The 25370-nt window shown below is 36.2% G+C and carries 22 protein-coding genes; 18 read left to right on the top strand and 4 right to left on the bottom strand.

What is annotated here, in order from left to right:
* The 5 genes from C7D97_RS10145 (at position 1) to C7D97_RS10165 (ending at position 5753) form a co-directional block, all read left to right on the top strand.
* Positions 1-2187, top strand: a complete 2187-nt coding sequence (locus C7D97_RS10145; protein ID WP_105301964.1) for an RNA degradosome polyphosphate kinase — start codon at positions 1-3, stop codon at positions 2185-2187.
* Positions 2188-2566: 379 nt separating this feature from the next.
* Positions 2567-3565 (top strand): M15 family metallopeptidase, encoded by a 999-nt coding sequence (locus C7D97_RS10150; protein ID WP_105301965.1) that lies wholly within the window; start codon positions 2567-2569, stop codon positions 3563-3565.
* Between the two features lie 63 nt (positions 3566-3628).
* Positions 3629-4000 (top strand): RidA family protein, encoded by a 372-nt coding sequence (locus C7D97_RS10155; RefSeq protein ID WP_015777454.1) that lies wholly within the window; start codon positions 3629-3631, stop codon positions 3998-4000.
* A 54-nt stretch (positions 4001-4054) separates the two neighbouring features.
* Positions 4055-5239: a M20 metallopeptidase family protein gene (locus C7D97_RS10160; protein WP_105301966.1), complete on the top strand. Its 1185-nt coding sequence runs from the start codon at positions 4055-4057 to the stop codon at positions 5237-5239.
* 61 nt (positions 5240-5300) lie between these two features.
* On the top strand, positions 5301-5753 hold the full coding sequence (locus C7D97_RS10165) for a redoxin domain-containing protein (protein WP_105301967.1): 453 nt from the start codon (positions 5301-5303) through the stop codon (positions 5751-5753).
* A gap of 91 nt (positions 5754-5844) precedes the next feature.
* Here the strand turns inward: C7D97_RS10165 and C7D97_RS10170 are convergent, their stop codons facing one another.
* Positions 5845-7113, bottom strand: a complete 1269-nt coding sequence (locus C7D97_RS10170) for an ISL3 family transposase (RefSeq protein ID WP_105301968.1) — start codon at positions 7111-7113, stop codon at positions 5845-5847.
* 323 nt (positions 7114-7436) lie between these two features.
* On the opposite strand from C7D97_RS10170, the gene C7D97_RS10175 reads away from it, so the two are divergent.
* From C7D97_RS10175 to C7D97_RS10195, 5 genes are all read left to right on the top strand, one after another.
* Positions 7437-8141, top strand: a complete 705-nt coding sequence (locus tag C7D97_RS10175) for a ZinT family metal-binding protein (RefSeq protein WP_105301969.1) — start codon at positions 7437-7439, stop codon at positions 8139-8141.
* Positions 8142-8191: 50 nt separating this feature from the next.
* Positions 8192-9520, top strand: a complete 1329-nt coding sequence (locus tag C7D97_RS10180; RefSeq protein ID WP_105301970.1) for a metal ABC transporter substrate-binding protein — start codon at positions 8192-8194, stop codon at positions 9518-9520.
* Positions 9501-10172: a metal ABC transporter ATP-binding protein gene (locus C7D97_RS10185; protein ID WP_105301971.1), complete on the top strand. Its 672-nt coding sequence runs from the start codon at positions 9501-9503 to the stop codon at positions 10170-10172. Before C7D97_RS10180 ends, C7D97_RS10185 begins: the two co-directional genes overlap by 20 nt.
* Positions 10166-10966 (top strand): metal ABC transporter permease, encoded by an 801-nt coding sequence (locus tag C7D97_RS10190; RefSeq protein ID WP_015777460.1) that lies wholly within the window; start codon positions 10166-10168, stop codon positions 10964-10966. Before C7D97_RS10185 ends, C7D97_RS10190 begins: the two co-directional genes overlap by 7 nt.
* A gap of 98 nt (positions 10967-11064) precedes the next feature.
* Positions 11065-12435: an aldehyde dehydrogenase family protein gene (locus C7D97_RS10195; RefSeq protein WP_105301972.1), complete on the top strand. Its 1371-nt coding sequence runs from the start codon at positions 11065-11067 to the stop codon at positions 12433-12435.
* 161 nt (positions 12436-12596) lie between these two features.
* Here the strand turns inward: C7D97_RS10195 and C7D97_RS10200 are convergent, their stop codons facing one another.
* Entirely contained in the window at positions 12597-13814 is a 1218-nt protein-coding gene (locus C7D97_RS10200; protein WP_105301973.1) for an FprA family A-type flavoprotein, read from the bottom strand.
* 330 nt (positions 13815-14144) lie between these two features.
* On the opposite strand from C7D97_RS10200, the gene C7D97_RS10205 reads away from it, so the two are divergent.
* A complete protein-coding gene (locus C7D97_RS10205) occupies positions 14145-15830 on the top strand; it encodes an acyl-CoA dehydrogenase family protein (protein WP_105301974.1) in 1686 nt (561 codons plus the stop codon).
* Between the two features lie 332 nt (positions 15831-16162).
* Here C7D97_RS10205 and C7D97_RS10210 read toward each other — a convergent pair whose 3' ends face one another.
* Positions 16163-16681, bottom strand: a complete 519-nt coding sequence (locus C7D97_RS10210; protein ID WP_105301975.1) for a nucleoside 2-deoxyribosyltransferase — start codon at positions 16679-16681, stop codon at positions 16163-16165.
* An 82-nt stretch (positions 16682-16763) separates the two neighbouring features.
* Between C7D97_RS10210 and nadE the strand changes: the two genes are divergently transcribed.
* From nadE to C7D97_RS10235, 4 genes are all read left to right on the top strand, one after another.
* Positions 16764-18566, top strand: coding sequence for an NAD(+) synthase (gene nadE / locus C7D97_RS10215; RefSeq protein ID WP_105301976.1), 1803 nt, complete (start codon positions 16764-16766; stop codon positions 18564-18566).
* The gene (locus C7D97_RS10220; RefSeq protein ID WP_105301977.1) at positions 18559-19362 is read left to right on the top strand and encodes a metallophosphoesterase; all 804 of its coding nucleotides are present in this window, start codon (positions 18559-18561) and stop codon (positions 19360-19362) included. The genes nadE and C7D97_RS10220 overlap by 8 nt, the downstream gene beginning before the upstream one ends.
* A gap of 208 nt (positions 19363-19570) precedes the next feature.
* The gene (locus tag C7D97_RS10230; protein ID WP_105301978.1) at positions 19571-20434 is read left to right on the top strand and encodes an SDR family oxidoreductase; all 864 of its coding nucleotides are present in this window, start codon (positions 19571-19573) and stop codon (positions 20432-20434) included.
* Positions 20421-21698, top strand: coding sequence for a dicarboxylate/amino acid:cation symporter (locus C7D97_RS10235; protein WP_105301979.1), 1278 nt, complete (start codon positions 20421-20423; stop codon positions 21696-21698). The genes C7D97_RS10230 and C7D97_RS10235 overlap by 14 nt, the downstream gene beginning before the upstream one ends.
* Positions 21699-21780: 82 nt before the next feature.
* Here C7D97_RS10235 and C7D97_RS10240 read toward each other — a convergent pair whose 3' ends face one another.
* Entirely contained in the window at positions 21781-22209 is a 429-nt protein-coding gene (locus C7D97_RS10240; RefSeq protein ID WP_105301980.1) for a Fur family transcriptional regulator, read from the bottom strand.
* Between the two features lie 98 nt (positions 22210-22307).
* On the opposite strand from C7D97_RS10240, the gene C7D97_RS10245 reads away from it, so the two are divergent.
* The 3 genes from C7D97_RS10245 to C7D97_RS10255 are packed head-to-tail and all read left to right on the top strand — an operon-like array spanning position 22308 to position 24962.
* Positions 22308-23435, top strand: a complete 1128-nt coding sequence (locus C7D97_RS10245) for a metal ABC transporter solute-binding protein, Zn/Mn family (protein WP_105301981.1) — start codon at positions 22308-22310, stop codon at positions 23433-23435.
* A gap of 59 nt (positions 23436-23494) precedes the next feature.
* The gene (locus tag C7D97_RS10250) at positions 23495-24160 is read left to right on the top strand and encodes a metal ABC transporter ATP-binding protein (protein ID WP_105301982.1); all 666 of its coding nucleotides are present in this window, start codon (positions 23495-23497) and stop codon (positions 24158-24160) included.
* Positions 24153-24962, top strand: a complete 810-nt coding sequence (locus tag C7D97_RS10255; RefSeq protein WP_105301983.1) for a metal ABC transporter permease — start codon at positions 24153-24155, stop codon at positions 24960-24962. The genes C7D97_RS10250 and C7D97_RS10255 overlap by 8 nt, the downstream gene beginning before the upstream one ends.
* Positions 24963-25370: the final 408 nt, after the last annotated feature.

Here is a 25370-nt window from a genome sequence, read left to right on the forward strand (position 1 = left end):
ATGAAAGACGTATCTTTTACACAAAACAGGGAGCTATCATGGCTCAAATTTAACGACAGAGTCTTAGAGGAGGCAGCAGATAAGTCTGTTCCCCTGCTTGAGAGACTCAAGTTTTTATCGATCTTTGATACCAATCTAGAAGAGTTTTTTATGGTGAGAATTGGTTCTCTTACCGACCTATCAGGCCTATCCAAACAGGCCATAGATTCTAAATCAGGCTTAAGCCCTAAGGAGCAAATCGACAAGGTCCTAGAGATTTTACCCAAATCCTATGCCAAGAAAGACGAGGTATATTTCGATATTCTAGAAGATCTTAAAGAGGAGGGAGTTAGGATATCTAAATTATCAGATCTTGATGACAAAGACCTCATATCATGTAAGAATTATTTCGACAGCAAGATTGAGCCTATACTAAATTTTCAATTGATAGATAGGACCCATCCTTTTCCTAGACTTGCCAATCTATCTATAGTTATAATCTTTGATTTAATTGCTTCTGATAAGAAAAAAAAGGATAAGATAGGTATTATTTACCTTCCAGATAGACTTCCTAGATATTTAAAGTTAGCCGACAATCATTTCGTCTTGCTTGAAGATATTATAGAGACCTTTGCAGGAGAACTTTTCTACAAGTATAAGATAGAAAAGTCCTACGCCCTTTCCCTAACTAGGAATGCAGATATCAACTTCAACGATGACGACTATGAGGTCGAACAAGACTTTAGGGACTATATGATGGGTAAGCTTAAGAAAAGAAAGAGACTTCATCCTGTAAGGGTGGAAGTCGATAAAGACTTAGATGACGCTTCCATCAAGTTTTTGACCAAGCAGTTTAATTTAAGCAAAGAATCAATCTTTGTGACGAAGTCTCTCATCCAGTCAGATTTTATCTTTGACCTAATAAGTGACATGCCAAAAGAGTTTAGGGAAAATCATAGCTATAGTGAATTTATTCCTCAAAACTCCTACTTTATAGATGAGAAGAAATCTGTTATAAGTCAAATAGAAGAGGGTGATAAGCTACTTTCCTATCCTTACGAGTCGATGGACCCTGTAATAAGACTTCTCAATGAAGCAAGTACAGATCCTGAGGTAATATCTATCAAAATCACCTTGTACAGGATAGCAAAGGAAAGTGAGATTGCCAAAGCCTTGATTAAGGCTAGTGAAAATGGGAAAGATGTCATAGTCTTAATGGAGCTTAGGGCAAGATTTGATGAAGATAACAACATTCTTTGGTCATCAAGACTTGAGAAGGCAGGATGTAATGTAGTCTATGGATTCGAAAACTACAAGACCCACTCAAAAGTATGTCTTATCACAAAAGTCGATTCGAATAACAAGATTAGCTACATCACTCAAGTTGCAACAGGAAACTACAACGAAAAGACTGCCAAGCTCTATACGGATTTTTCCTTTATGACTAAAGATAATGAAATAGGAAAAGATGCCAAAGAAATCTTTGACAACATCCTTATAGGAAACCTTGAGGGAGATTATAAACATTTGATGGTAAGCCCTAAATCTATGCAAGAAGGATTGGATAAGCTGATAGATGAAGAGATAAGGATCCAAGAAGAAACAGGGGAAGGCTACATTAGGCTAAAGATGAATTCAATCTCTGATAGGAAACTTATAGATAAGTTATCTGAAGCGAGCAACAAGGGTGTAAAAATTGATATGATGGTTAGGGGAATTACCTGCATCCTTCCAGGAATCAAAGGAAAGACCGAAAATATAAGAATCTATCAAGTTGTGGGAAGATTCTTAGAACATCATAGGATCTATCAATTTGGTAAGGGAGAAAAGATAAAGCTATATATCTCATCAGCTGATTTCATGACAAGAAACATCAGAAATAGAATGGAAGTAGCAGTTCCTATAAATGACGTCACTATCAGAGAAAGAATCCTAGAATTTCTTGATATAATGTTTGCGGACGATGTCAAAATTAGAGAATTATCTTCCGATGGGAATTACTACAAAGTAGAAAACAAAGAAAATATTATCGCCCAAGATAAGTTAATTGAAATTGCAATAAAAAGAAGCCAAGAGAAAAGTATTAGAGAAATTCCTAGAAGCAAAGAAAATACAAAAGGAGACAAAAGAGCTTCTAAGAGCAATAGAAAAAATGAGAAATCTTTTGGGTGGAAACTGGGTTACTTCTTGGGGAAATTATTTTCTTAAATCAAAATTTAAAAAAAGTTCGAAAGTCAAACTGCTATAAAAATTAGTCATCTTATAGGAAAATCCTTATATACCTAGACAAATGATTTGTTTTTGTAGCAGTCTTTTTATGAGTAAAACTTTCAAAAATAAATTAAATTTATAAAATTACAAGGGAATAATTTTTAATTTAGGAAATATCTGAAAAAACTCTTTAAAAGTCTAAAAATACTTGAAATAGGGCTGTATTTTTTTACCTTTACATGTTATAATAAATATAAGAATTTAGCAATCTAAAGTAGGTTTTGTAAATTGAAATATATTTATAAGTCCTGGCGAATGATTGCTTATCCCTTAGACTTTACAAAAGACAAAATATTGAAATAAATAGAGGAAGGTTATGTCTAACAGAGGTATCAGAGAATTAAAGAGAAAAAAGAGAAGACAAGCGAGAAAAAGAAGAAAAAAGTTCCTACTAACTAGCCTTGCGGCTATAGCCCTAGTGCTTGGAACAAAATTTCTAAAAACCAATGAGGAAGAATTTATAATCCAAAGACCTGCCGAATACAGGCAAGCCCAGGCAGCTGATGATGGAGAAGAAGACAAAGAAAAAAAGATAAATGGAGATAAAATCCACATAGCTACCCAAGCTGGATTTAAGGATATAGAAATAGAAGAAGATAAAAAAATTAATGACGATAAGTATGAGGATAGTCTAGTAGAGTTTGTAAGATGCGCCAAGACCCAATACGCCTACCAATATCCAAATGATTATTCCAAGACAGAAAAGTTCATAAAAGAAGGAGATTATGTCGCCTATTACGGGAGTGAAAATGGTTTTTCAAAAATCAAAATGGACGACAGCTTTTACTATGTCAATAAATTTGGCCTAGAAAAGTTAAATCCTGAAGAAAACATCAAAGTTGTAAATGGAATAAGCTATGTAAGCGAAGCTTATCCTTTGCCAAGTGATTTCAATCCAGGAGTGGATAAGACCGCCAAACGTGCCTTTGAGACTATGCGCCAAGATATGGAAAGAGAAGGTCTTAGTATAAAGATAGCATCTGACTATAGGGACTATGCCCTAGAAGAAAAGATGAAAGAAGCAGGCGAAGTAGATAGTGAAAATCCTGCTACAAGCGAGCACCAATTAGGCCAAGCCTTCGACTTTTTTACAGAAGGAAGCAAATATAGTGATAAGTTTGCTACTACCAATGAATACAAGTGGCTTTGTGAAAATGCTTACAAATATGGATTTATAGAAAGATACCCAGAGGGTAAAGAAGACTTCACAAATCACAGACCTATGCCATGGCACTTTAGATTTGTCGGTGTAGAAAACGCCAAGGAAATCTATGAAAATGATTTAAGTCTTGAAGAGTATTTGAAGATTAACTGATTGTATTTTTTTGGAATTTCGATATAATATAAGTGTAAATTATAATTAAATTAAGGAGTTTATATGAAAGCAATTAACACAAATGATGCTCCAAAAGCAGTAGGAGCTTACGTACAAGGTATAGCAACTGATAGTTTAGTATTTACTTCAGGACAACTTCCACTAGACCCAAAAACAGGTGAACTAGTTACAGAGATCAAAGCTGCAACTAAGCAAGCTCTAGAAAATGTAGAAAACATCCTAAAAGAAGCAGGATCAAGCAGGGATAAGGTTATCAAATGTGTTGTTTACTTAAACGATATCAACAACTTCAAGGCATTTGATGAAGTATATGCAGAATTCTTCAAAGACCACAAACCAGCTAGATCAGCATTCGAAGTAGCAAATCTTCCGAAAGACGGTCTACTAGAAATCGAAGCTATCGCAAGCTTATAAAACATAAAGGCGGCAGTTTAATCTGTCGTTTTTTTATATAAAAAAGGAGACCTCATGGAGGATTTTTTAATACAAAATCAGATAGAAAAAGATAAGAAGAAAATAATAGATACAAGAAGGAAACTTCATAGGATGGCTGAAGTTTCTGGCAAAGAATTTAAGACTAGTAAGTTCCTAAAAGAAGAAGTAGAAAAGCTAGGACTTGCCATAGTAGAAGTGCCAACAACTGGTTTTTATGCTGTATTAGATAGTGGAAGACCTGGCAAGATCCTAGGTCTTAGAACTGATATAGATGCCCTACCAATCTGTGAAAACTCCTTTAATTTAACTAGGGAAAAGTATTCAGTATCAGCTGACAAAGAAGCATCCCATGCTTGTGGTCACGACGGCCATATGACAATCCTTCTAGAGAGTATGAAGATTCTAGTAGAAAATAAGGACAAAATCAAGGGAAGAATTATCTTTATCTTCGAGGAAGGTGAAGAGACAGGCTGTGGAATTATACCTATGATTAAGGCCCTAGAAAAAGAAAATATAGATGCCTTTTACGGAAACCATCTGGCAAGTTTCCTAAAAACAGGAGAGATAGCAATTGGCGAAGGTCCCATTATGGCAGGTTTTATCAGAACTAGGTTTACAATCAAAGGCCTTGGCGGCCACTCATCAAGACCTGACCTTGCAGTAAGTCCAATCTTTGCCCAAGCTGCAATCATCCAATCCTTAGCATCAAGCTGGGTCAATAGACTAGATCCAACCAAGACCGTAACCCTAGGTCTATCAACAATACATGGGGGAAGTGCCCACAATGTTATTGCTGATAAGGTAACAATCGATGGGACCTTGAGATATTTTGATAGAAAAGAAGTCGAAAAGGCAATGGATCAAATAGATATAGTAGGAAAAAACATTGCTAGAGCCCACGGATGTGAATTTATCAATGAAACAGGAATCGAACAATACGATCCTGTTATAAATGACCCAGACCTTTCAGCATTAATGGAAGAAAATATTAAAGAATATTTTGGAGATAATATTAAAAGAGATGTAAGATGGTTCGCATCAGAATCCTTTGAGGTCTATAGAAAGCTTGCTCCAAGTCTCTTTGCCCTAGTAGGAATAGCTAATGATGAAAAGGGAAGTGGGGCAGAGCATCACACACCAGAATTTGACCTAGATGAAGACAGCCTTGATTATGGTATCTTTGCTATGGTCAAGTTTGCGACAAGCTTTCTAGCTTAATTAATTTTTATTTCTTCCTATCTTGGGTATAAATAATATTAGAGAGAAATAGGAGGATAAAATGACAATTCAAGTTAATCAAGAAGCAATAGACTTTACACTAAAAGATCAATTCAAAGAAGATGTTAAACTTAGCGAGCTTAAAGGAAAGAAGGTAATTCTTTCTTGGCACCCACTAGCATACACATCAGTTTGTACTGATCAAATGAGATCTCTTGAAAGAAACTACGATAGAATCCAAGAAAAGGGAGATACAGTAGTTATAGGTCTTTCTGTAGATCCATTCCCAGCTAAGGCAAAATGGGCAGATATCCTAGACCTAAAAGATCTTAAGATAGTATCAGACTTTTTCCCATACGCCGAAGTAACCAAGGCCTATGGACTCTTCAACGAAGAAAACGGCGCAAGCAAGCGTGCCAATGTTATAATCGATGAAGAAGGAAAAGTAAAATGGGTTAAGGTATATGGAGGAAGCGAACTTCCTGATATAGAAGAAGTTATAGACAATTTATAAAATATTTAAATCGGCTCTTTGTCAAATCGTGTTGGTAAATAAAAATCAACCAAATTCTTAATCAGGGATAGAAATTTCTATCCCTGGTATTTTAGTTAGTTAATAAATTCCTTGTTATGAATATTCTTGTTCTAAAATTAGCAAAATTTCTGTATCCAAAAGCTATCCTCTTTAAAACCTTAATAAAATTGTTAATGCCCTCAATTGGTCCATTAGAATAATCATAAATAAATGAGTTCTTGATGAAATCTAGGTAATAATAACAAGTATCTATTGATGTTCTCATCCTATCACTAACTTTATCCTTGAAGTAATTTAAATGAAATTTAAATGATTCAAAATCCTTCTTCTCAATATCTTCTCTTAAGCATTGATAACAGTAGTAAGTATTCTTTAAAGCCTTATCAACATCAAGACTAATATCGACAATATCCTCATCAGAAACAAACTTACCAGGAAAATGAACACGCTTAAAAAAATGAATAGGATCAAGGAGTTTGTATGGTTTTAAGAAATGTTTCCAATATTTCTTAAGTCTTTTGTATTTAATATTGCTTGTAGAATACTCCTTCATCGTGTCAATTCTAGTATGGTTAAAAGAGTTTGTAAATAGTTTTACGATATGGAACCTATCAATAATGATTTCTGCATTAACAAACAGTTCTTTAATTAGTGATATATAGGGACTGTACATATCAATACATACAGTCTTAACCTTATCTCTAACATACCTAGGAAAGCATAAGAAGTATCTTTTTAAAAAGTATAGCTGTAGATTCTCAATAATATCAATTACCTTGTGATTATCTGAATTTAGATATATAAAACTCATAGCTCCTTTGGCATCCTTAGTTGATTTAAATTCATCGAATGATAAATGTTCAGGCAAATAAGAAAAGTCCACTTTAAATACATTATCAAGTTTAGCCATGAATCTAGAAACTGTAGTTGTAGATATGTAATTATCAGCAGATATATCTTTCATAGATAGCTTTTTTGTTAAACTAGAAAGAACATGTCTTTTAACCTGATTAGAAATATTACAATACTTATCGACTATATTAGATTCAAGTAAGAAATATTTATTACAAGATTTACAGAACATCTTCTTCTTCTTTAAGTCAATTAAAACAGGATGATCACCTGATCTGGAACATCTTACAGTAGATGATTTAAAGCCGTATTTAATTAAGTTATGGTTAGAGCCACAATGAGGGCAAACTTGATCAGAATATTCTAATTTAGCTGTTAGAATTGTATATGTTACACCTTTAATGACTTTGTGGTATATTCCATCAGAAAAATTAAGATTTTCATCTTTGATATTTAGTAAATTTGTAATAAAATAATTGTTAGACATATTTAATCTCCTTTTTTTGATTGTGGTGATTTAATTATAAGGTAAATGATTAAATATGTCTTCTTTTTTTTTACAAAAAAATCGTACTGACAGAAGTATCATTTACTTCTACCAACACGATTTATTATAGACCCTTTAAATCTCGCTTTTAAGAGCGGGATTTTTTATTTGCCCATGTTCGTTAAAAAAATAATAATTAAAGATAATGCAAATCATTCTTGACAACAGATAAAATTAATGATATTATAAGCATGTCAGGATAAGTCTACAGATTAACAGAATGATTTACCTACATAAAATATAAATTAAATAAGGAGATAAATATGAAAAAGAAAAATACTATAGCACTAACAGCGATTCTTTCGCTTGGTTTAATACTAGCAGCTTGTGGAAATGACAATGCTAAAGATAAGGAAGCTAATAACAAGGCACAAGTAGAAGAGAAAGCTGAGACTAAAACAGAAGATAAGTCAAGCAAAGAAAATGATGCAGAAAATAAGGAAGAAAATACTTCTGATCAAAAGATGGATGAAGTTTCTTTAGCTGATTGGGAAGGAAAATGGAATTCAATGTCTGCTTATCTAGATAAAAACGAGGTCCAAGAAGCCTTTACAGACCTAGCTAAGAAGGAAAACACTGATGAAGAAAGCGCCAAGAAAGCCTATGTAGAAAAAAGACACAGCGACTTCAATGGTCTAGAGATTGAAGGAAATAAGGTTAAGTTCTACGATGAATTTCCTGATGAAGGCAAAGAGGCCACAGCAGAAGTTGAATATAAATATGTTGATAAACAGGAAGTAAAACACGGAAATCACATGCTAGAATGGGATATATTTGAAGCAGTAAGCCCAGATTCTGAGTATAAGTACCTACTTATGATGCCAATCCACGGAGAGGAAAGTTTGACACATTTCCATATGAGATATGGTAATGATAAGGATGAACTATTAGGAGAAGAAAAATGGTTCCCAACATTTGTTAAGCCAAACACAACAGACCAACAAATTATGGATGAAATTACAGAATAGATTTTGTAAGGGGGTGGGCTTAGCTCGTCCCTTTTTTTGTGAGGAGAATAATGAAGAAAATAAATAAATTAATATATCTACTGATTCTTGTTTTCACTCTGACCTCTTGTAATAAAGCAGAAGAAGATAAGGATAAGCCATTAATCTATACATCCTTTTATCCGATTAATGACTTGACTAATAAAATAGCTGGAGATACGGCAAATGTTAAATCCTTTATGCCGGAGGGCAAGGAAGCCCACTTATGGGAGCCTTCACCAAAGGATATGAAAAAGCTCGCAAAAGCAGACCTACTAGTAGTAAATGGAGCGAATATGGAGCCATGGCTTGAAAGTGTAAGGGAAAACCTACCGAATCTAGAAATATTGAAATTATCAGATTCGGTTGATCTAATCACCTACAAGGGCCAGGCTGCAGTCGGAGATTTCCAATATATGGCAAGACTAGACTTGACCGACAAAACTCAAAAGTTCGACTTTGCCCATACCCACGAGGACATGATGAGGGTAGCCTTCATAAAAGATACCGGACTAAGAGGAGAAGACCTTGTTAAAAAGGCCAAGGAAGTAATGAATCAGAAAGGAAATCTAGTAGCTCAGAAATCTACCATAGAGGTAGAAGAGGGCAAGGTCTATGGTCTCGAGATGGGCCATGAGTCAGGAGAAATCTTCTACAAGATGCCTGAAGCAGGATCATGGATTTTCATATCAGATAGGATAAGCGAGGACCTTCTTCCATATTATCTGATGGATGAAAATGGAAATTTACTAAAAGATGATGGCAGAGAAGAGTCTCTTATGGAAGGCTCATCATCTGGATTCGACAAGATAAGCTATGATCCTCATTCCTGGCTTTCGATTGTAAATGCCAAAAAATATTTAAACGATATCCAGGATAAATTGATAGAAAAGTATCCGGAAAATGAAAAGATTTACAAGAAGAACAAACTAAAATATGTCGATCAACTTACAGATATAGACGCAGAATATAAGGAGAAATTTAAAGGCCTTGATCAGAGAGAATTTCTCGTAATCCATTATGCCTACCAATATCTGGCTAGAGATTTCGATTTAATCCAATATCCTCTCCAAGGACTAACAAGCCTTGAAAGTCCAAGTCTAAAGACTATAAAAAAGGCGGTAGAGTTTGCTAATAGTAAGGGAATAGACACCATATTTTATGAATACGGTAAAAACCCTAAGGAAGCCAAGGCCTTGGCCGAAGAACTAGGTGGTAAGATCAGCCCACTTGCTTCCATGGAGTTTGTGACTAAGGAGCAAGAAGAAGAGGGAATGGATTATATTGACCTAATGAGGATGAATCTCGAAAACTTATATGATTCTATGAAAGGAGGAGCTTATGAAGGCAATAGCAATTGAAGATTTAAGCTTTGCTTATAGAAAAGAAAATGTAATTAAATCTTGCAATCTAGAAGTTGAATCTGGAGAACTTGTATTAATCATAGGGGGAAATGGATCAGGAAAATCAACCCTTGTCAAGCTAATGCTAGGTGAGCTAGAGCCTGATAAGGGAAGTATAAAGATTTTGGGTAAGGATATTGCAAAATACAAGTCCTATAAGAAAATTGGCTACGTTCCCCAAGTCAATGTCGTAAACAAAATCGCATTTCCTATAACTTGTATGGAGCTTGTGGCCCTCAACCTATATGAAGACTTTGGCTTTATCAAAATACCTAAGAAAGTTCACTATGATAAGGCAAGGGATATACTCATCAAAATGGGCATGGAGGAATTTATCAATACTCCAGTAAACGAACTATCTGGAGGACTTGCCCAAAGAGCAATGATTGCCAAGGCTATGATAAATATGCCAGAACTTTTAATCTTAGACGAGCCAACTGCTGGTGTCGATAAGGAAAATAAAGAGATGTTCTTTAAGACACTAAAGAAACTACAGGAAGATCTGGGTATAACTATAGTTATGATTACCCATGAGCTTAAGGAAATGGAGGATATACAAATGACTAAGACCCAGTATAGGATGAATGAAGGGAGATTGAGTTTATGTTAGAATTTGCCTTTATGAGAAAGGCCCTACTTTCGGGATTTCTCTTATCTATAATGATTCCTCTTATAGGGATTGTAATGGTCAATAGAAAAACTTCAATGATAGGTGATGCCCTATCCCATACGGCCCTTACAGGAGTAGCCATGGGACTAATCTTAGGTTTTGATCCGCTCTTAGGATCGGCTATTGTATGTGTAATAGCTGCCTTCCTTATAGAATTTATTAGGAAAAAGCTCCCTCAATACGGGGATATGGCAACAGCTGTTATCATGAGTACAGGACTAGGAATTGCAGCGATTCTTTCAGATTTCGCTCCGGGAGGTAATTCTTTTGAATCTTATCTATTCGGTTCGATTTCATCAGTTACAAGTGCGGATGTATTAAACACTAGCCTTATTTTTATCTTGGTTCTTGCCCTATGCATAAGTAGATACTCAGCACTTTTGGCAATTTCGATAGATAATAATACAGCTAGGCTTGCAGGAGTTAAGGTAAAGATAATAGATATGATATTTACTTTCCTATCTGCTGTAACAATTGCCCTTGCGGTTAAAATTATAGGAGCCTTGATGGTTACAAGCCTAATAGTTCTTCCAGTAGCAACTAGTTTGATTATATCTAGATCTTATAAGCAAACTTTCTTTGTAACTATAATTCTTGGAATAATATATATGATGGCAGGAATCATTCTTTCCTTTCATTTCGATATCAAACCAGGAGGAGCTATTGTAGTAAATGCAGTTATTGGAATGTTAATTTTTGCCTTGTATAAGAAAATGAGAAAAACTAAAGCATAAAGACATAACTAGCGGATTTATTTCTGCTAGTTTTTATTTGTAAAAGAAATTATGGGTATAAATAGGATAAGGATTAGACTTAATATAAGGAGAATTAAATGACTGATTTAAACAGAATTATTGATAGACAAAGAGAATATTTCTATGGAGGCCTCACTAAGACAGAAGACTTCAGAAGGAAAAAACTTGAAAGACTAAGAGATTTAATAGATTTATGCGAAGAAAATATCCTCCATGCCCTAGATCTAGATTTGGGAAAGGCGAATTTCGAAGCCTATGTAAGTGAAATATCCTTTGCCAAGGAAGAGATAAATTTCGCCCTAGATAATCTCAGTGATTGGATGAAACCAGTTAGAGAAAAGACTCCCCTTACTGCCATGCCTGGGAAGTCTTATAGCCTATATGAGCCTTTGGGAGTAACTCTCATCATAGCTCCATGGAATTATCCTTTCCTTCTGGCAATCGATCCTCTAATAGGAGCTATTGCTTCAGGAAATACCGTAATTCTTAAGACATCTTCTAAGACCAAGGAGACTTCTAAACTTATCAGATCTATGCTAAATGATTACTTCGAGGAAGAATTTATATATGTTGTAGATAATGATGAGGTAAGCCATAAAGAATTACTCGAAGGAAAATACGACCACATCTTCTACACTGGAGGTAAAAGTGTCGGAAAGCATATTATGAAAAAGGCCAGCGAAAACCTCACAAAAGTTACGTTAGAACTCGGTGGAAAAAGCCCTTGTATTGTAGATAGAACAGCAGATCTCGATAATGCAGCTAGGTCCATCATGTGGGGTAAGACTCTAAATGCTGGACAGACTTGTGTAGCACCAGATTATATCCTAGTTGATTTAGCTGTTAAAGAAGAGTTCATAGGAAAATTAAAAGAGGCTATGATAGACTTTTACGGCCTAGATCCTCTAACATCCAAGGATTACGGAAGAATCATCAATGAAGACCATCTCGACAGGCTCCTAGGACTTCTCGAAGGAGAAGATATAATAGCAGGAGGCACCTACGATAGGGAAAATCTCAAGCTTATGCCTACAATTGTAGATGGAATAGACTTTGATAGCAAGCTTATGGAAGATGAAATATTCGGTCCGATTATTCCAATTTTGACCTATGATGATATAAACCCAATCCTTTACAAGATTAAGACCATGCCAAAACCACTTGCCTTCTATCTTTTCTCAGAAGATGAGAGACTTATAGAAAAGATTATGTATAATATGGAGTTCGGTAATGGCTGTGTCAATGATTGTATAATTGAGATTGCAAGCCCTTATCTAGAATTTGGTGGAGTAGGAGAAAGCGGTATGGGAGGATATCACGGTTACAATAGCTTTGTGAATTTCTCCAACAAAAAAAGCATAATGGAAACTCCATCAAGTATGAAGCCAAATATAAAATACCCTCCTTATGAAGATGGGAAATTAAACTTTGTTAAAAAAGTGCTTTAATTACAATAATATGAGATAATATAAGCCCACTAGTCGTATGCAAAGGAAACAAATTTTTCTTAGAATACCTCTAATATGAGATATTTATCTTAATAAAATTTTTGGACGAAAAAACCAGGCCTATAAAAAGGTCTGGTTAATTTAATTAATTAATTACTTATTTATTTATTCTTGCTATCCATATCAGCCTTGATAGCTTTAGCAAGTTCTTCGATTTGATCAACCTGTTCCATTTTGACACCAGAGTTGATTTTTACATCTTCTCCTACATAGTCAAGTTTTGCACTAGATAGGATTTCCTTAGAAATCTCTAGACTTCTACCGCCCCAAGACCAGTTGTTTAGGAAGGATACAGACTTGTTTGTAAAGCCTGTTCCGACAAGCTCTCTTAGGAAGGCATCCATCTTGTAGTAAAGTCCTGAGTTGTAGTTGATTGGTGCAAATACTGAGTGAGAGAATCTGTGGCAGTCGCTAATTGGATAAGAAACATCCCAGTCAGCAACGTCATAAATCTTGATATTTTCTACGCCGAGTTCTGCAAGTTTGACTGCAAGGATGTCGGCTGCTTCTTCAGTATCTCCATACATTGATGCATAAACAATAACTACTCCGTCTTCTTCTGCTGTGAAGGTTGACCAGTGGTTGTATTTGTCCATGATGAAGTTGATTGATTCTTCATCCTTATATACTGGTCCGTGAAGAGGAAGGATAGTATTTATTGGAAGTCCGTCGATTTTCTTGAAGGCATTTTGAACCATCTTGCCAAACTTACCTACTATATTGATATAGTATCTTCTAGCTTGTTCTAGCCAATCACCCTTGTGGATTACCTTAGCTGCATCGATATTTCCTTCGATTACGTTAAAGGAACCAAAGGCATCTGCTGAGAAGAGGAGGCCTTCTGTTGTTTCGTAAGTCATCATAACTTCTGGCCAGTGAACCATAGGGGTGAAGACAAATTTTAGATTTCTCTTACCAAGATTTAACTCATCTCCATCTTTGACTTCGTAGTATCTGTCCTTGAACTCATCATTGTAGAATTGTTCATAAAGTTTAAATGTCTTTGCATTTCCAACAAGCTTAGCATTTGGCCACTCTCTCATACAAAAATCGATGTTTCTGCAGTGGTCTGGCTCCATGTGTTCGATTACTATATAGTCAAGGTCTTCTCCATCAAGACTTGCCTTGATATTATCTATATATCTTCTAGTGAAGGCAGCATCGACAGAGTCCATCAAAACATTTTTCTCATCTTTTATAACATATGAGTTGTAGCAAACGCCGTTTGTTAGTTCAAACATATTTTCGAATCTGTCAATTCTTCTATCGTTAACTCCAACCCAATAGATATTGTCTAGTACTTCAATAATATTATGCATTCTAACTCCTTTGATAATTTATTGTTAATTAAATTATACCGGATATTTAAGAAAAATAAATTATATATAAATGATTATTGTTATCAGCAATAATCCAAAAAAAATAATATTTTATAATTTAACAAGAAAGTATGTTAGAAATAATTTATTTGGGTATATATATTATGAAAACAATTACATGAGTTTTAGGATGACACGTCTTATCTACTATGAAACTATCTAACGGATCTTACGAAAGATGAAATATAGTTTTATGATGCCTAATCTAAGGTTTTATGGATGGTAGGACGAACACTTATGTAATTTATTATGAATTTAAAAGGAGATATAATGGGATACAATTTACCAAAAGATTTAGAAGAATTTAGAAAAGTAGTAAGAGATTTTGCTGAAGAAAAGATTAGACCAATTGCTTTTCACTTAGACCAAACTAAAGAATTTCCAAAAGAAATCGTAAAGGAAATGGGAGAGATGGGACTAATGGGTATACCATTTCCAGAAGAATACGGTGGAGCAGGACTTACTAACCAACACTACGCTATAGCTGTAGAGGAGCTATCTAGAGTAGATGGTGGTGTAGGAGTAATTTGCTCAGCCCATACATCTCTAGGTACTTGGGGACTTAACGAATTTGGTACAGGAGAGCAAAAGGAAAAATATCTAAGACCTCTTCTAACAGGTAAGTCCATAGGTGGATTCGGACTTACAGAAGAAAACGCAGGATCTGACTCTGCTGGAACAGAAACTACAGCTGTTCTAAAGGGAGATCACTATGTGTTAAATGGTAAGAAGATTTTCATTACTAACGCTCCAGAAGCACAAACTTATCTAGTAACAGCAGTTACAACACCTGGCAAGGGTAACCACGGTATATCAATGTTTATCGTAGACAAGGACTTCGAAGGATTTACCTTCTCTGAACCTTATGACAAGCTAGGTATCAGATCATCAATTACTGCAGAGCTTCACTTTAAGGATGTTAAGGTTCCAAAAGAAAACCTCCTAGGTGAAGAAGGTAAGGGCTTCAAATACGCTATGATGATCCTAGACGGTGGTAGAATTGGTATAGCTTCCCAAGCCTTAGGTATAGCTCAAGGAGCATATGAGTCTGCCAAAGAATACGGACTTGCTCGTGAACAATTCGGAGAAGCAATCGCAAGAATGCAACACAATGCCTTTACCCTAGCAGATATGGCAACAGAGCTTAAGGCAGCTAGACTATTAATCTACGATGCAGCTAAGAAGAAAGACGCCCACGTTCCTTATGGTAAGGATGCTGCAATGGCTAAACTATACGCATCAGATATGGCAGAGAAACTTACAAGCAAGGCCCTACAACTTTATGGTGGATCTGGATTTATCAAGGGAGTAGATGTAGAAAGATACTACAGAGACTCTAAGATTACACAAATCTACGAAGGAACAAACGAAATAATGAGACTAGTAATCTCAGGCTATATCCTTCCAAGACCTGCTAAAAAAGACAAGAAGAAAGAAGCTCCTAAGAAAAAACAATCACAAGTAGGAGATAGAAAGCTAGAAATCTTCAAGGGAGATGAAAAAGAAGCTGCTAAGAAATTAGTAGAAGCCCTAAAGAAAGAAGGATTCACATTCGATAAGAAAGACGTGGACCTAGAAGGACCTATCGAAGAAGCAGACTCAGTAGTAGCTGCTGGTATGGGAATTGGTGAAGAACAAAACCTTGAAATGATAAAAGAACTTGCCAAGGAAACAGGCTCAGTACTTTCATCATCAAGACCAGCTTCCCAAGTTAGAGGATATGTTCCTACAAATAGATTTATCGGTCTATCAGGTAAGAAATTTGCTGGTAAACTATATATCGGTGTAGGTATCTCAGGAGCAATGCAACACTTAAGAGGAATTCCTGAAGCTGGAACAATAGTTGTAATCAACAACGACGAAAGCGCAGCATTCTTCGATAACTGTGACTACGGTATAGTAGGAGACTTCCACAAAGTAGTACCAGCCCTAATAGAAGAAATTAAAAACGCATAAGAAAATAAAGGAGGCCGCAAGGCCTCTCAGAGAGTAGACAAAGTAGCTTTAATTTAATTTATTTTATAGTTAAGTTACCCTTATCTCGACTAGTTAAATGTGCCTTAATTGGCACATTTAACCCTAAAACTAATGGTTAGGTCATATTTACTATTAGATTTTAGTGTGAGTGAAACGAACGCATGGAGAGATCTCATTAGATTTCTCCGCTCACTCCGTTCGGTCGAAATAAGGGTAATTGTGATTTTATCTATAGTCTAGGGAGCCTTCGGGCCTCTTTTTTATGTGTATTCCCTCAATCAATATAATGATATTTCTAATGAAGATTAATTTTACTTTTCAATATTTTTACCTATAAACTCTATCAAGGCTTCTATTAAATCATCAGAAGTCTTGTAGATTCTTGGCTTATCAAACTCATTTCCATCCTTATCTACATAGGCAAGGCCTGTAATAAGCTTGTTGATATAGAGAAAGTCGTTTTGGAAGACGTCTTTTTTGATTTCTCTTAGCTTGTCATCCCTATCATTTCCAGTAAGTCTAATATCTGTATAAAGCTCAAAGATTGGGATTCCTCTCTCGAAAGCTATGCCCATCTCTCCTGCAAGGCCCAAGTCCTTGGTATCCATAAGGGCTATAAGCAAGTCGCTTTCTTTAAGTCTCTTATAATCTGCCAACAAAATATCTGCCCCACTAGCAAAACCAGCGGACTTATCGTTGATCTCTAGATTATCTGCTGGATTGTATAGGTCGATTTTTTCCTTAAATTCATTTTCTAAAGCGTCTTGGACCTTTTTTGCTTGAAGTCTTTGACCTTCAGTAAACAAGTCACATCCTAAATATATTTTCATAAATTTCACCTCGCTTTAATTATATCAGATAAAAAAATTTACTAAAACACCTTTATCAAATATAATAGAAGGAGAGGTAATTATGAAGAAAAATATTAAAATACTAGCGGCTAACTTCGACCTTGAATTAGGTCAAGTCGATAAAAACTTAGAAAAAATTAAAAATATAGTCAAAAATGCAGAAAAGGAAGGGGTAAATATCATCTCCTTGCCAGAGCTTAGCCTTACGGGAGCTTCTTTGTATGACTTCTACAACGAAGAGGTCCTAATAAAAAGGGTAGAAAAGGCAATACTAGATCTCCTTGATTTCTCCAAGGCTTATGATTTGCTAGTAAGCTTGGGAGCTCCTCTAAGAAGTGGGGGAAAGCTCTACAATACTATAATTTTCATCAAAAAAGGAGAAATTATAACAAGCTTTGTCAAAGAAGAATTAAAAGATTACGAGAAGATGATATTTTCTACAGAAACTCCAAACTATTTTACCCTAGGTTCTTGCGACTTTCCTGCGGATATCATCTCACCAGTAGAAGTCGGAGGGCTTAAAATCGGGGTAGCTATAGGAGAAGATGAGAAGGCAAATAGTCCGGCTTCGCTTTTCTTTAAGGATAAGGGAGTAGATATTATTCTAAACCCAAACGCCTACGAAAAACAAGCTTTGTCTATTCATAGGACTGTAGGAGATATTAAATTTCTTTCCAAAAACACAGTTTACGTATCAACTGGGACCGGCAGGGGAGAATCAAGTACGGATACAGTCTTTCAAGGGCTTAACCTCATAGCAGATGATGGAGAGATTATCGCTTGTAAGGAAAATGAGGGAGTCTATTACACCAAGGCCTTCGAAGTAGATGAAAATAGCCTAAGCTCTTTCAATAATTTTACAGATGAAAAGATAAAGGTAGACAAGTTTCCATATTTACCAAAAAAGGAAGATAGAGATATCTTTGTAAGGGACGTATTGGAAATCGCATCGTCTGCTCTTCTTACAAGAATGAGAAAAATCGGTGTAGAAGATACCTTCATCGGAGTATCAGGCGGCCTCGATTCTACCATGGCCCTTATATTCCTAGATTATGCTTACAAAAAGGCTGGCATATCCAAGGAGAAAATCCATGCTTATACTATGCCTGCTTTTGCGACAAGCAAGAGAACTAAGTCCAATGCCTATATCCTATGTGAAGCTTTGGGAATTAAGCTTACTGAGATTGATATATCTGAAGCTGTAAAAGTCCATCTAGCTGATATTGGCCACGACCTAGAAAATCAAGATACAGCCTACGAAAATGCCCAAGCGAGAGAGAGAACCCAAGTCCTCCTTGACCTTGCCAATATGTATGGGGGAATTGTGATAGGTACTGGGGATTTATCTGAATGCATGCAGGGCTTTGCGACCTTTAACGGGGATCATATCAGTAATTACGTCCTAAATGCGACCTTGACTAAGACCCATCTACGTTTTATTGTAGGTCATATTGCTTCAAATACTGATAATAAAGACTTAGGCAAAGTCCTTAAAGATATAATCGATACACCGATTTCTCCTGAGCTTAAGAGTGAAGATCGTGACACTATTAGTCAAAAAACAGAAGATATAATAGGCCCTTACGAGCTAATCGACTTTTTTATCTACCATCATTTAAAATACCACAGAAGACCAAAAGAAATATATGACTTGGCAAGACTTGCCTTTAGGGATGATTATGAAGATGAAGTTATCAAGAAATGGCTTATTTCATATTTCAAGAGATTTTCAGCATCACAATTTAAGAGGGCAACTGCTGTCGATGGACCAAATATCACAGGCCTTTCAACTTCTCCAAGGCTAGGTTTTAAGATAGCATCTGATATGGAAAGTGGCTTGTACTTGGATGATCTAAATGAATAAGAAAAAAATAGGCCTAGGACTTTTAGGAGCAGGTCTTGGCCTAGGCTATTACATTGATAGACAGTGTTTCTATGCCAAGGAAAAGAGGGTGACCCTTTACTCAAAAAAAGCCAAAGAGCCTATTAGAATCACTCAGATATCGGACTTTCATTCCAATGTCCTTGCCAATCTAGGAGAAGTTCTTAGTAAGATTAAGGATTTCGACCCTCACTTTATTATCCTTACAGGAGATATTATAGATTATGGGACAGAAAGAAAGATAGAAAGATCAGTATTTTTCTTAAGACACTTGATGAGTCTAGGATTTCCCTGCTACTATATAAGCGGTAACCATGAGGAAGCAGGTCCCAATCTCGATGTTTTTGCAAGTAAGCTTAAAAAGCTTGGTATTGTATATTTATTTAATGATCAAAGATCTTTTTATGTAGGGGAAAATAAAATAAATCTCTACGGTCTGGGCCACTATGCTAGATTTTATGAAAAATATAAGCCCGAAAATGATTCTATTAATATTATCTTAAGCCATCTATCAAGGGATGTTAGGGCAGAGGGGACAAGGGACTTTGACTTTATCTTCTCAGGTCACACCCATGGTGGGCAAGTAAGGCTTCCTCTAATTGGAGCTCTCATTAGTCCTGGCGAGGGCTTTCTTCCAGATTATGATTCGGGAGTATTTTACTATAAAAATGGTATAATATATGTCGATAGTGGGCTAGGAAATACCTTCCTGCCATTGAGATTCTTAAATCCAATAGGATTTTCCAATATTACTATCGCAAATGGGCCTGTAGTTTAGTGGCAGAACAAGGGTGTCCGAAGCCAAAGATGGGGGTTCGATTCCCTCCAGGCCTGCCATTTTAGTTCGATTCGTCGAACTTTTTTTCTTTATAAAGTAAAACTATCTTATAATCTCTGCCTTAGTGAATAGCTGTAAAACATTGCTAAATTTTCATTAAAGTATATAATAATACAATAGAAACATTAAAAATAGAAAAGAGGTTCTTATGAAACTTGGAGTAAGAGATAAGATTTGGATAACAGGATCTCACGGTAGACTCGGCTCTACCATCTACAGATACCTAGATCCAATCGATGCAGAAATAGTTGCAACAGACAAAAATGAAGTCGATATTACAAATCAAAAGGAAGTTTCTACATTCATAGAAAGACTTAGGCCAACCATAATCGTAAATGCCTCAGGTCTATCCAAGAAGAATGAATGTGAGAAAAATCCTGACGAGGCTTATCTTTTAAATGCTATTGGTGCCAAAAATATAGCTATAGCAGCCAACCGTCACCAGACTAAAATAGTTCAACTATCGACAGGAGATGTCTTCGACGGTAATACAATCAATCCCTTCAAGGAAATAGATACGCCAAGACCTAACACAGTCTATGGTAAGAGTAAGTTTTTAGGAGAAGAATTCGTAAGAAACTTCTCAAACTACTACTTTATAATCAGAGTATCTAGACTATATTCTAGGGAAAATGCCTTTGTAGAAAATATAATAGACCAAGCAAAAACAGGCAAGATTATAATGCCAAAAGACAGGTTCTCATCACCAACACCAGCCTTTGAGCTAAGTAAGTTCCTAATAGAATTAATTAAAACAAGTAATTTCGGCACCTACCATGCTTCATGCGAAGGCTATTGCTCTCACAAGGAATTTGCCCAAGAAGTAATGAACTATATGGGACTAGAGGCGGAAATCGAGGAAGTAATCGATGAAAGTAAAGTTGACATGGTGCCAAGCTTTAGAGGAATTAGAAATTACTACCTAGATATAACAGGTGGATACAGGTTTAATGATTGGAAATCTGCTCTGCACGAATACATTGACAAGGAGGGACTGAATGGAAAAAAATAAGAAAAAGAAACTAGGACTCTCCCAACAAATATTTATAGCCTTAATTGCAGGACTTGTAGTTGGAATCCTAATCCACTACTTCATGCCAGCGGGCCATTTCCGTGATGATGTCCTAGTAGAAGGAATATTTTACACCATAGGACAAGTCTTTATCAGACTTATGCAAATGCTAGTAGTTCCACTAGTATTCTTCTCTATAGCGGACGGCTGTAGAAACTTAGGAGATACGGAAACCCTAGGTAAGGTCGGAGTAAGAATTGTATTATTCTATATATGTACAACAGCTCTTGCAATATTTTTATCCCTAATGCTTGCAAGAGTAATTAACCCAGGTAAGGGGATGAATATGAGTCTAGGAGCTAATGAGTTTGAAGTAGAGGGGGGAGAAGAATTCTCCCTATCAAAAACTATCCTAAACTTTGTGCCAACCAACCCAATAGGAGCCCTAGCTAATGGAGAAATGATTCAAATAATTATATTTGCGGTTATAGTAGGTCTACTCATAGCTTCTATGGAAGATAGGCTAATCACATTGGGAAATGTCGTGACAGAGATGAACGATCTTATGATGGGAATGACCATGTGGGTAATGAAGCTTGCCCCAATTGGAGTATTCTTCCTAATATCAAGGACCTTCGCATCTCTTGGATATGATGTAATAATCTCCATGCTATCCTACATGGCGACTGTACTAGGTGGACTTCTCGTACAACTTATACTTGTCTACATGCTCTTACTTACAGTATTTACAAGAGTAAATCCAATAAACTTCCTTAAGAAGTTTGCTCCAGTAATGACCTTCGCCTTCTCTACTGCATCAAGTAACGCTACAGTTCCAGTAAATATCAAAACCCTAGAAGAAATGGGAGTAGATAGAAAAATATCTTCCTTTACCATTCCCCTAGGAGCGACCATCAACATGGACGGAACTGCAATCATGCAGGGAGTTGCGGTAGTATTTATTGCAAACGCCTATAACATCGACCTAACAGCAGCAGACTTTGCTACAGTAATACTTACAGCGACAATAGCATCAGTAGGAACAGCAGGAATCCCATCTGTCGGTCTGATCACCCTATCCATGGTCCTCCAATCAGTAGGCCTTCCAGTAGAGGGAATAGCAATGATCATGGGAATCGACAGAATCCTAGACATGGCAAGATCTGCCATAAACATCTCAGGAGATGCCACTGGAACAATAATAGTAGCAAACTCAGTAGGATCCTTTGATAAGGAAAAATATATTAGAAAAGTTGAAAAATAAAAATGAATCGGCAAAAGCTTATCAAAAGCTTGCCGATTTTTTGTGGAAAAAAAGTAGTCCATTAAATGACTTAAAGAGCTGATTAATAGACTTTTTTCTTATTTTTCTTCTGACAGTCAGGGCAAATTCCTGTGAACTCGAAGTTGTGACCGTTTATTAGAAAGCCTGTTTCTTTTTCTATATTTTCTTCTAGTAAGTGGACTGGGCAGTTTTCTATGACGAACCTCTTTTTGCAAGACGTGCAGGTTATGAAGTGCTTGTGTTCATCATTATTAAGCTGATAGTAGCTGATACTGTCGACGTTGGTTGTTTTTAGTAAAATTTCAGCTTCTTCTAGGGTATTTAGGTTTCTATATATCGTGGATAGGTCAAGTTTTATCTTATCTTTTATTATTTCGTAAATCTCTTCGGCAGAAATGGGGTTTTCTTCCTTAGAGATTGTTTCTAGTATTAACTTTCTTTGCTTGGTAATCCTTAGGCCCTTGTCCTTAAGAATATCTTCTATTTTCAAATTCTCACCTCTTTTTCATTATACTTTTATTTGACAGATAAAAAAATGATAATATAATCATTGTTGCAAACTAGTTGCAAAAAGAAAAGGAGTTTTAAATGAAAGTTAAAAATATAATAGGAGTTTTAGCCCTAAGTGCAGTTCTTGCTGCTTGTGGAAACAATGCTCAAGAAAATGCAAAGACTGGTTCTAATGAAACAAAAGAAGAGATCAGTGTAAAGGAAGATAGCAAAGACCAAGCTAAGTCTAGTGAAAGTAAAGAGGATCAAGATTCTCAAAAAGCTAATGAAGAAAATGTAATCTATGCTTCATTTTTCCCAATCTATAATCTTACTAAGCAAATCGCAGGAGATAAGTTTGAGGTGAAATCTTTCACAAATCTTAAGACAGAAAGTCATGGATTTGAGCCTTCTGCAAAGGAAATTGCAGAATTATCTACTTCAAAACTTATGTTTGTAAATGGTGCTGGCATGGAAGAGTGGGAAGAAGCCGTAAAAAACACTGTAGATATTGATATAGTAAATACAAGTGAGGGAGTCGACCTTATAAAGGCAAGTGAAGATGATCACGATCATGACCATGAAGACGCAGATCACGACCATGACCACGAGGATGCAGATCACGACCATGATCATGAAGATAACGACCACCATCACGACCATGAAGATGGTGAGGAAGGTCATGAACACCATCACCACCACGGTGAGTTTGACCCACACACATGGCTAGATCCAGCCAATGGTAAGGCACAAGCTAAGGTAATAGCTGATAAGCTTTCTGAAGTAGACCCTGCCAACAAGGATTATTACATGGCAAATTACGAGAAAATTGCAAAAGAACTTGATGATATAGTTACTGAATACAAGGATAAGTTTAAAAATGTAGATAATAAGAAGTTTATCGTTCCTCACCAAGCCTTTGGCTACCTTGCTCGTGAGTTTGACCTAGAGCAAATCCCACTTAATTCACTAACATCTACTGGAGAAGCTGATGCTAAGGTTCTTAAGGAAGTATCTGACCTAGCCAAGGCTGAAAAAATTAAGACAGTCTTCTATGAGATGGGCGGCTCTGATAAGGAGGCAAAGACCCTAGCAGATGAAATCGGTGCTGAGGCTAAGCCAATCAACACACTCGAGTTTGCAACTGACGAAGAGCTTTCTTCAAACAAGACCTACCAAGAAATGATTAAGGAAAACCTAGAAGCAATCTACGATTCTCTATCATAGGAGAAAAATGATTTTACAAAGACTATAAAAATAAAGAGCCTAGGGGTATAATTAAGTATATGAAATTACTAGGAATTAAAAACTTAAAGTTTGGATATGAAGAAAATTTAATACTAAATGATATCAACCTAGAGCTCGATAAGGGTGACTTTCTTGCTATAAGCGGAGAGAACGGCTCAGGAAAGTCGACTCTAATCAAGCTAATATTAAAGGCTTTGAAGAAGGATGCTGGAGAGATTAATATCTTGGGTAAGCCTATAGAAGACTTCGATGAATTCGAGAAGATCGGCTACGTTCCACAGGTAAATGACTCGGCAAAGATTGCCTTTCCAGTTACTTGCAAGGAATATGTAAGTCTGGGCCTTTATAAGGAGTTTAATTTCTTCAATATGGCTACAAGGAAGGTATGGAAGAAGACAGAAGATGTCTTCGAATCCCTGTCTATTGAAGACTTGATGGATAGACCCTTCAATAATCTTTCTGGAGGTCAGCAACAAAGGGTCATGATTGCAAGAGCCCTAGTTTCGACACCAGAAATATTAATCTTAGATGAGCCAACTGTAGGAATTGACGCAAGGCATAAGGAAGATTTCCTAAAACTTTTGCTTCATTTAAATCAAGATCATGGGATAAGTATCCTAATTATAAGCCATGAGATGGATCTTATTAAGGAATTTGTAACAAGGACAGTAGTTCTTAAGGAAGGGAGGCTAATTAATGCTTAAGTATGATTTTATGGTAAGAGCCCTTCTTGCAGGAGCTATGCTTGCTATAATTATTCCCATGATTGGTGTGGTAATGATAAACAGAAGGACCTCTATGATAGGGGATGCCCTAAGTCATTCCTCCCTTTCTGGTGTGGCTATTGGTTTAATCCTTGGTGTCAATCCCTTGTGGACTTCCTTAATAATATGTATACTCGCAAGTTTTGCTATTGAGATTATTAGAAGAAGGTTCGACCAATATGGAGATATGGCGACAGCTATAGTGATGAGTGCAGGAATTGGTCTTGCGGCTGTTCTTTCAGACTTCACCCCCGGGGGAACGAGCTTTGAATCCTTCATGTTCGGTTCGATTACTACAGTAGGGGCGGATGACCTCATTCTTATTGGGATTATATTTGTAGTGGTACTTGTAGTTTCCCTTTATTTTTATAATGCCCTCCTATATAATTCCATAAACCCAATGATGAGTAGGCTTTCTGGAGTAAGGACCGAGCTTGTGGATTCCTTCTTCACCTTGATTACTGCAATAACAGTGGCAATATCTGCAAAGACGGTAGGTGCCTTGATGATAACCTCCCTTATGGTAATACCGGTTGCGACTTCCTTAATCCTTAGTAAATCCTACAAGTCATCCTATATCCTTTCCATAATCCTATCCCTCATATTTATGATCTCAGGTATAAGTCTAAGTTTCTATAAGGGAGTAAAGCCAGGAGGGGCTATAGTCCTTATAGCCATAGGATTTTTGATATTAGTTTCTCTTATAAGTCTTAATAGAAAAAAGATTATGGTTAAGAAATAGCTTGGAGGATAATTTAGAAGTTATAAAAATCATCGTAAAATTTAGTGACATAAATACAGGCAGGCATAGTCTTGCTTAGACTGTAGACAAAATCAAAATCCCCCTTATTTCGACCAGGTAAATAGCCATTGAATTGGCTATTTACCCCTCTGACTAGTGCGAAAGCACGGAAAAGTTACTAAGTAACGACTCAGAGTACGGAGTGAGTGGAGAAATCTAACGTGATCTCTCCATGCGTTCGTTTCACTCTCTTAGTCGAGATAAGGGTAACTTTGAGATAGAATAATTTTTTAATTAAGATACTTTGTCTACCATCTGGGCAGGCTGCGGCCTGCTTTTTTCGTAGAGATTTATCTCCTACAAAAGAGAAGGGACTTTATAGTATAGTGTATATATAAGGAAGGTATT

Source organism: Anaerococcus marasmi, from assembly GCF_900290195.1.
GTDB lineage: Bacteria > Bacillota > Clostridia > Tissierellales > Peptoniphilaceae > Anaerococcus > Anaerococcus marasmi.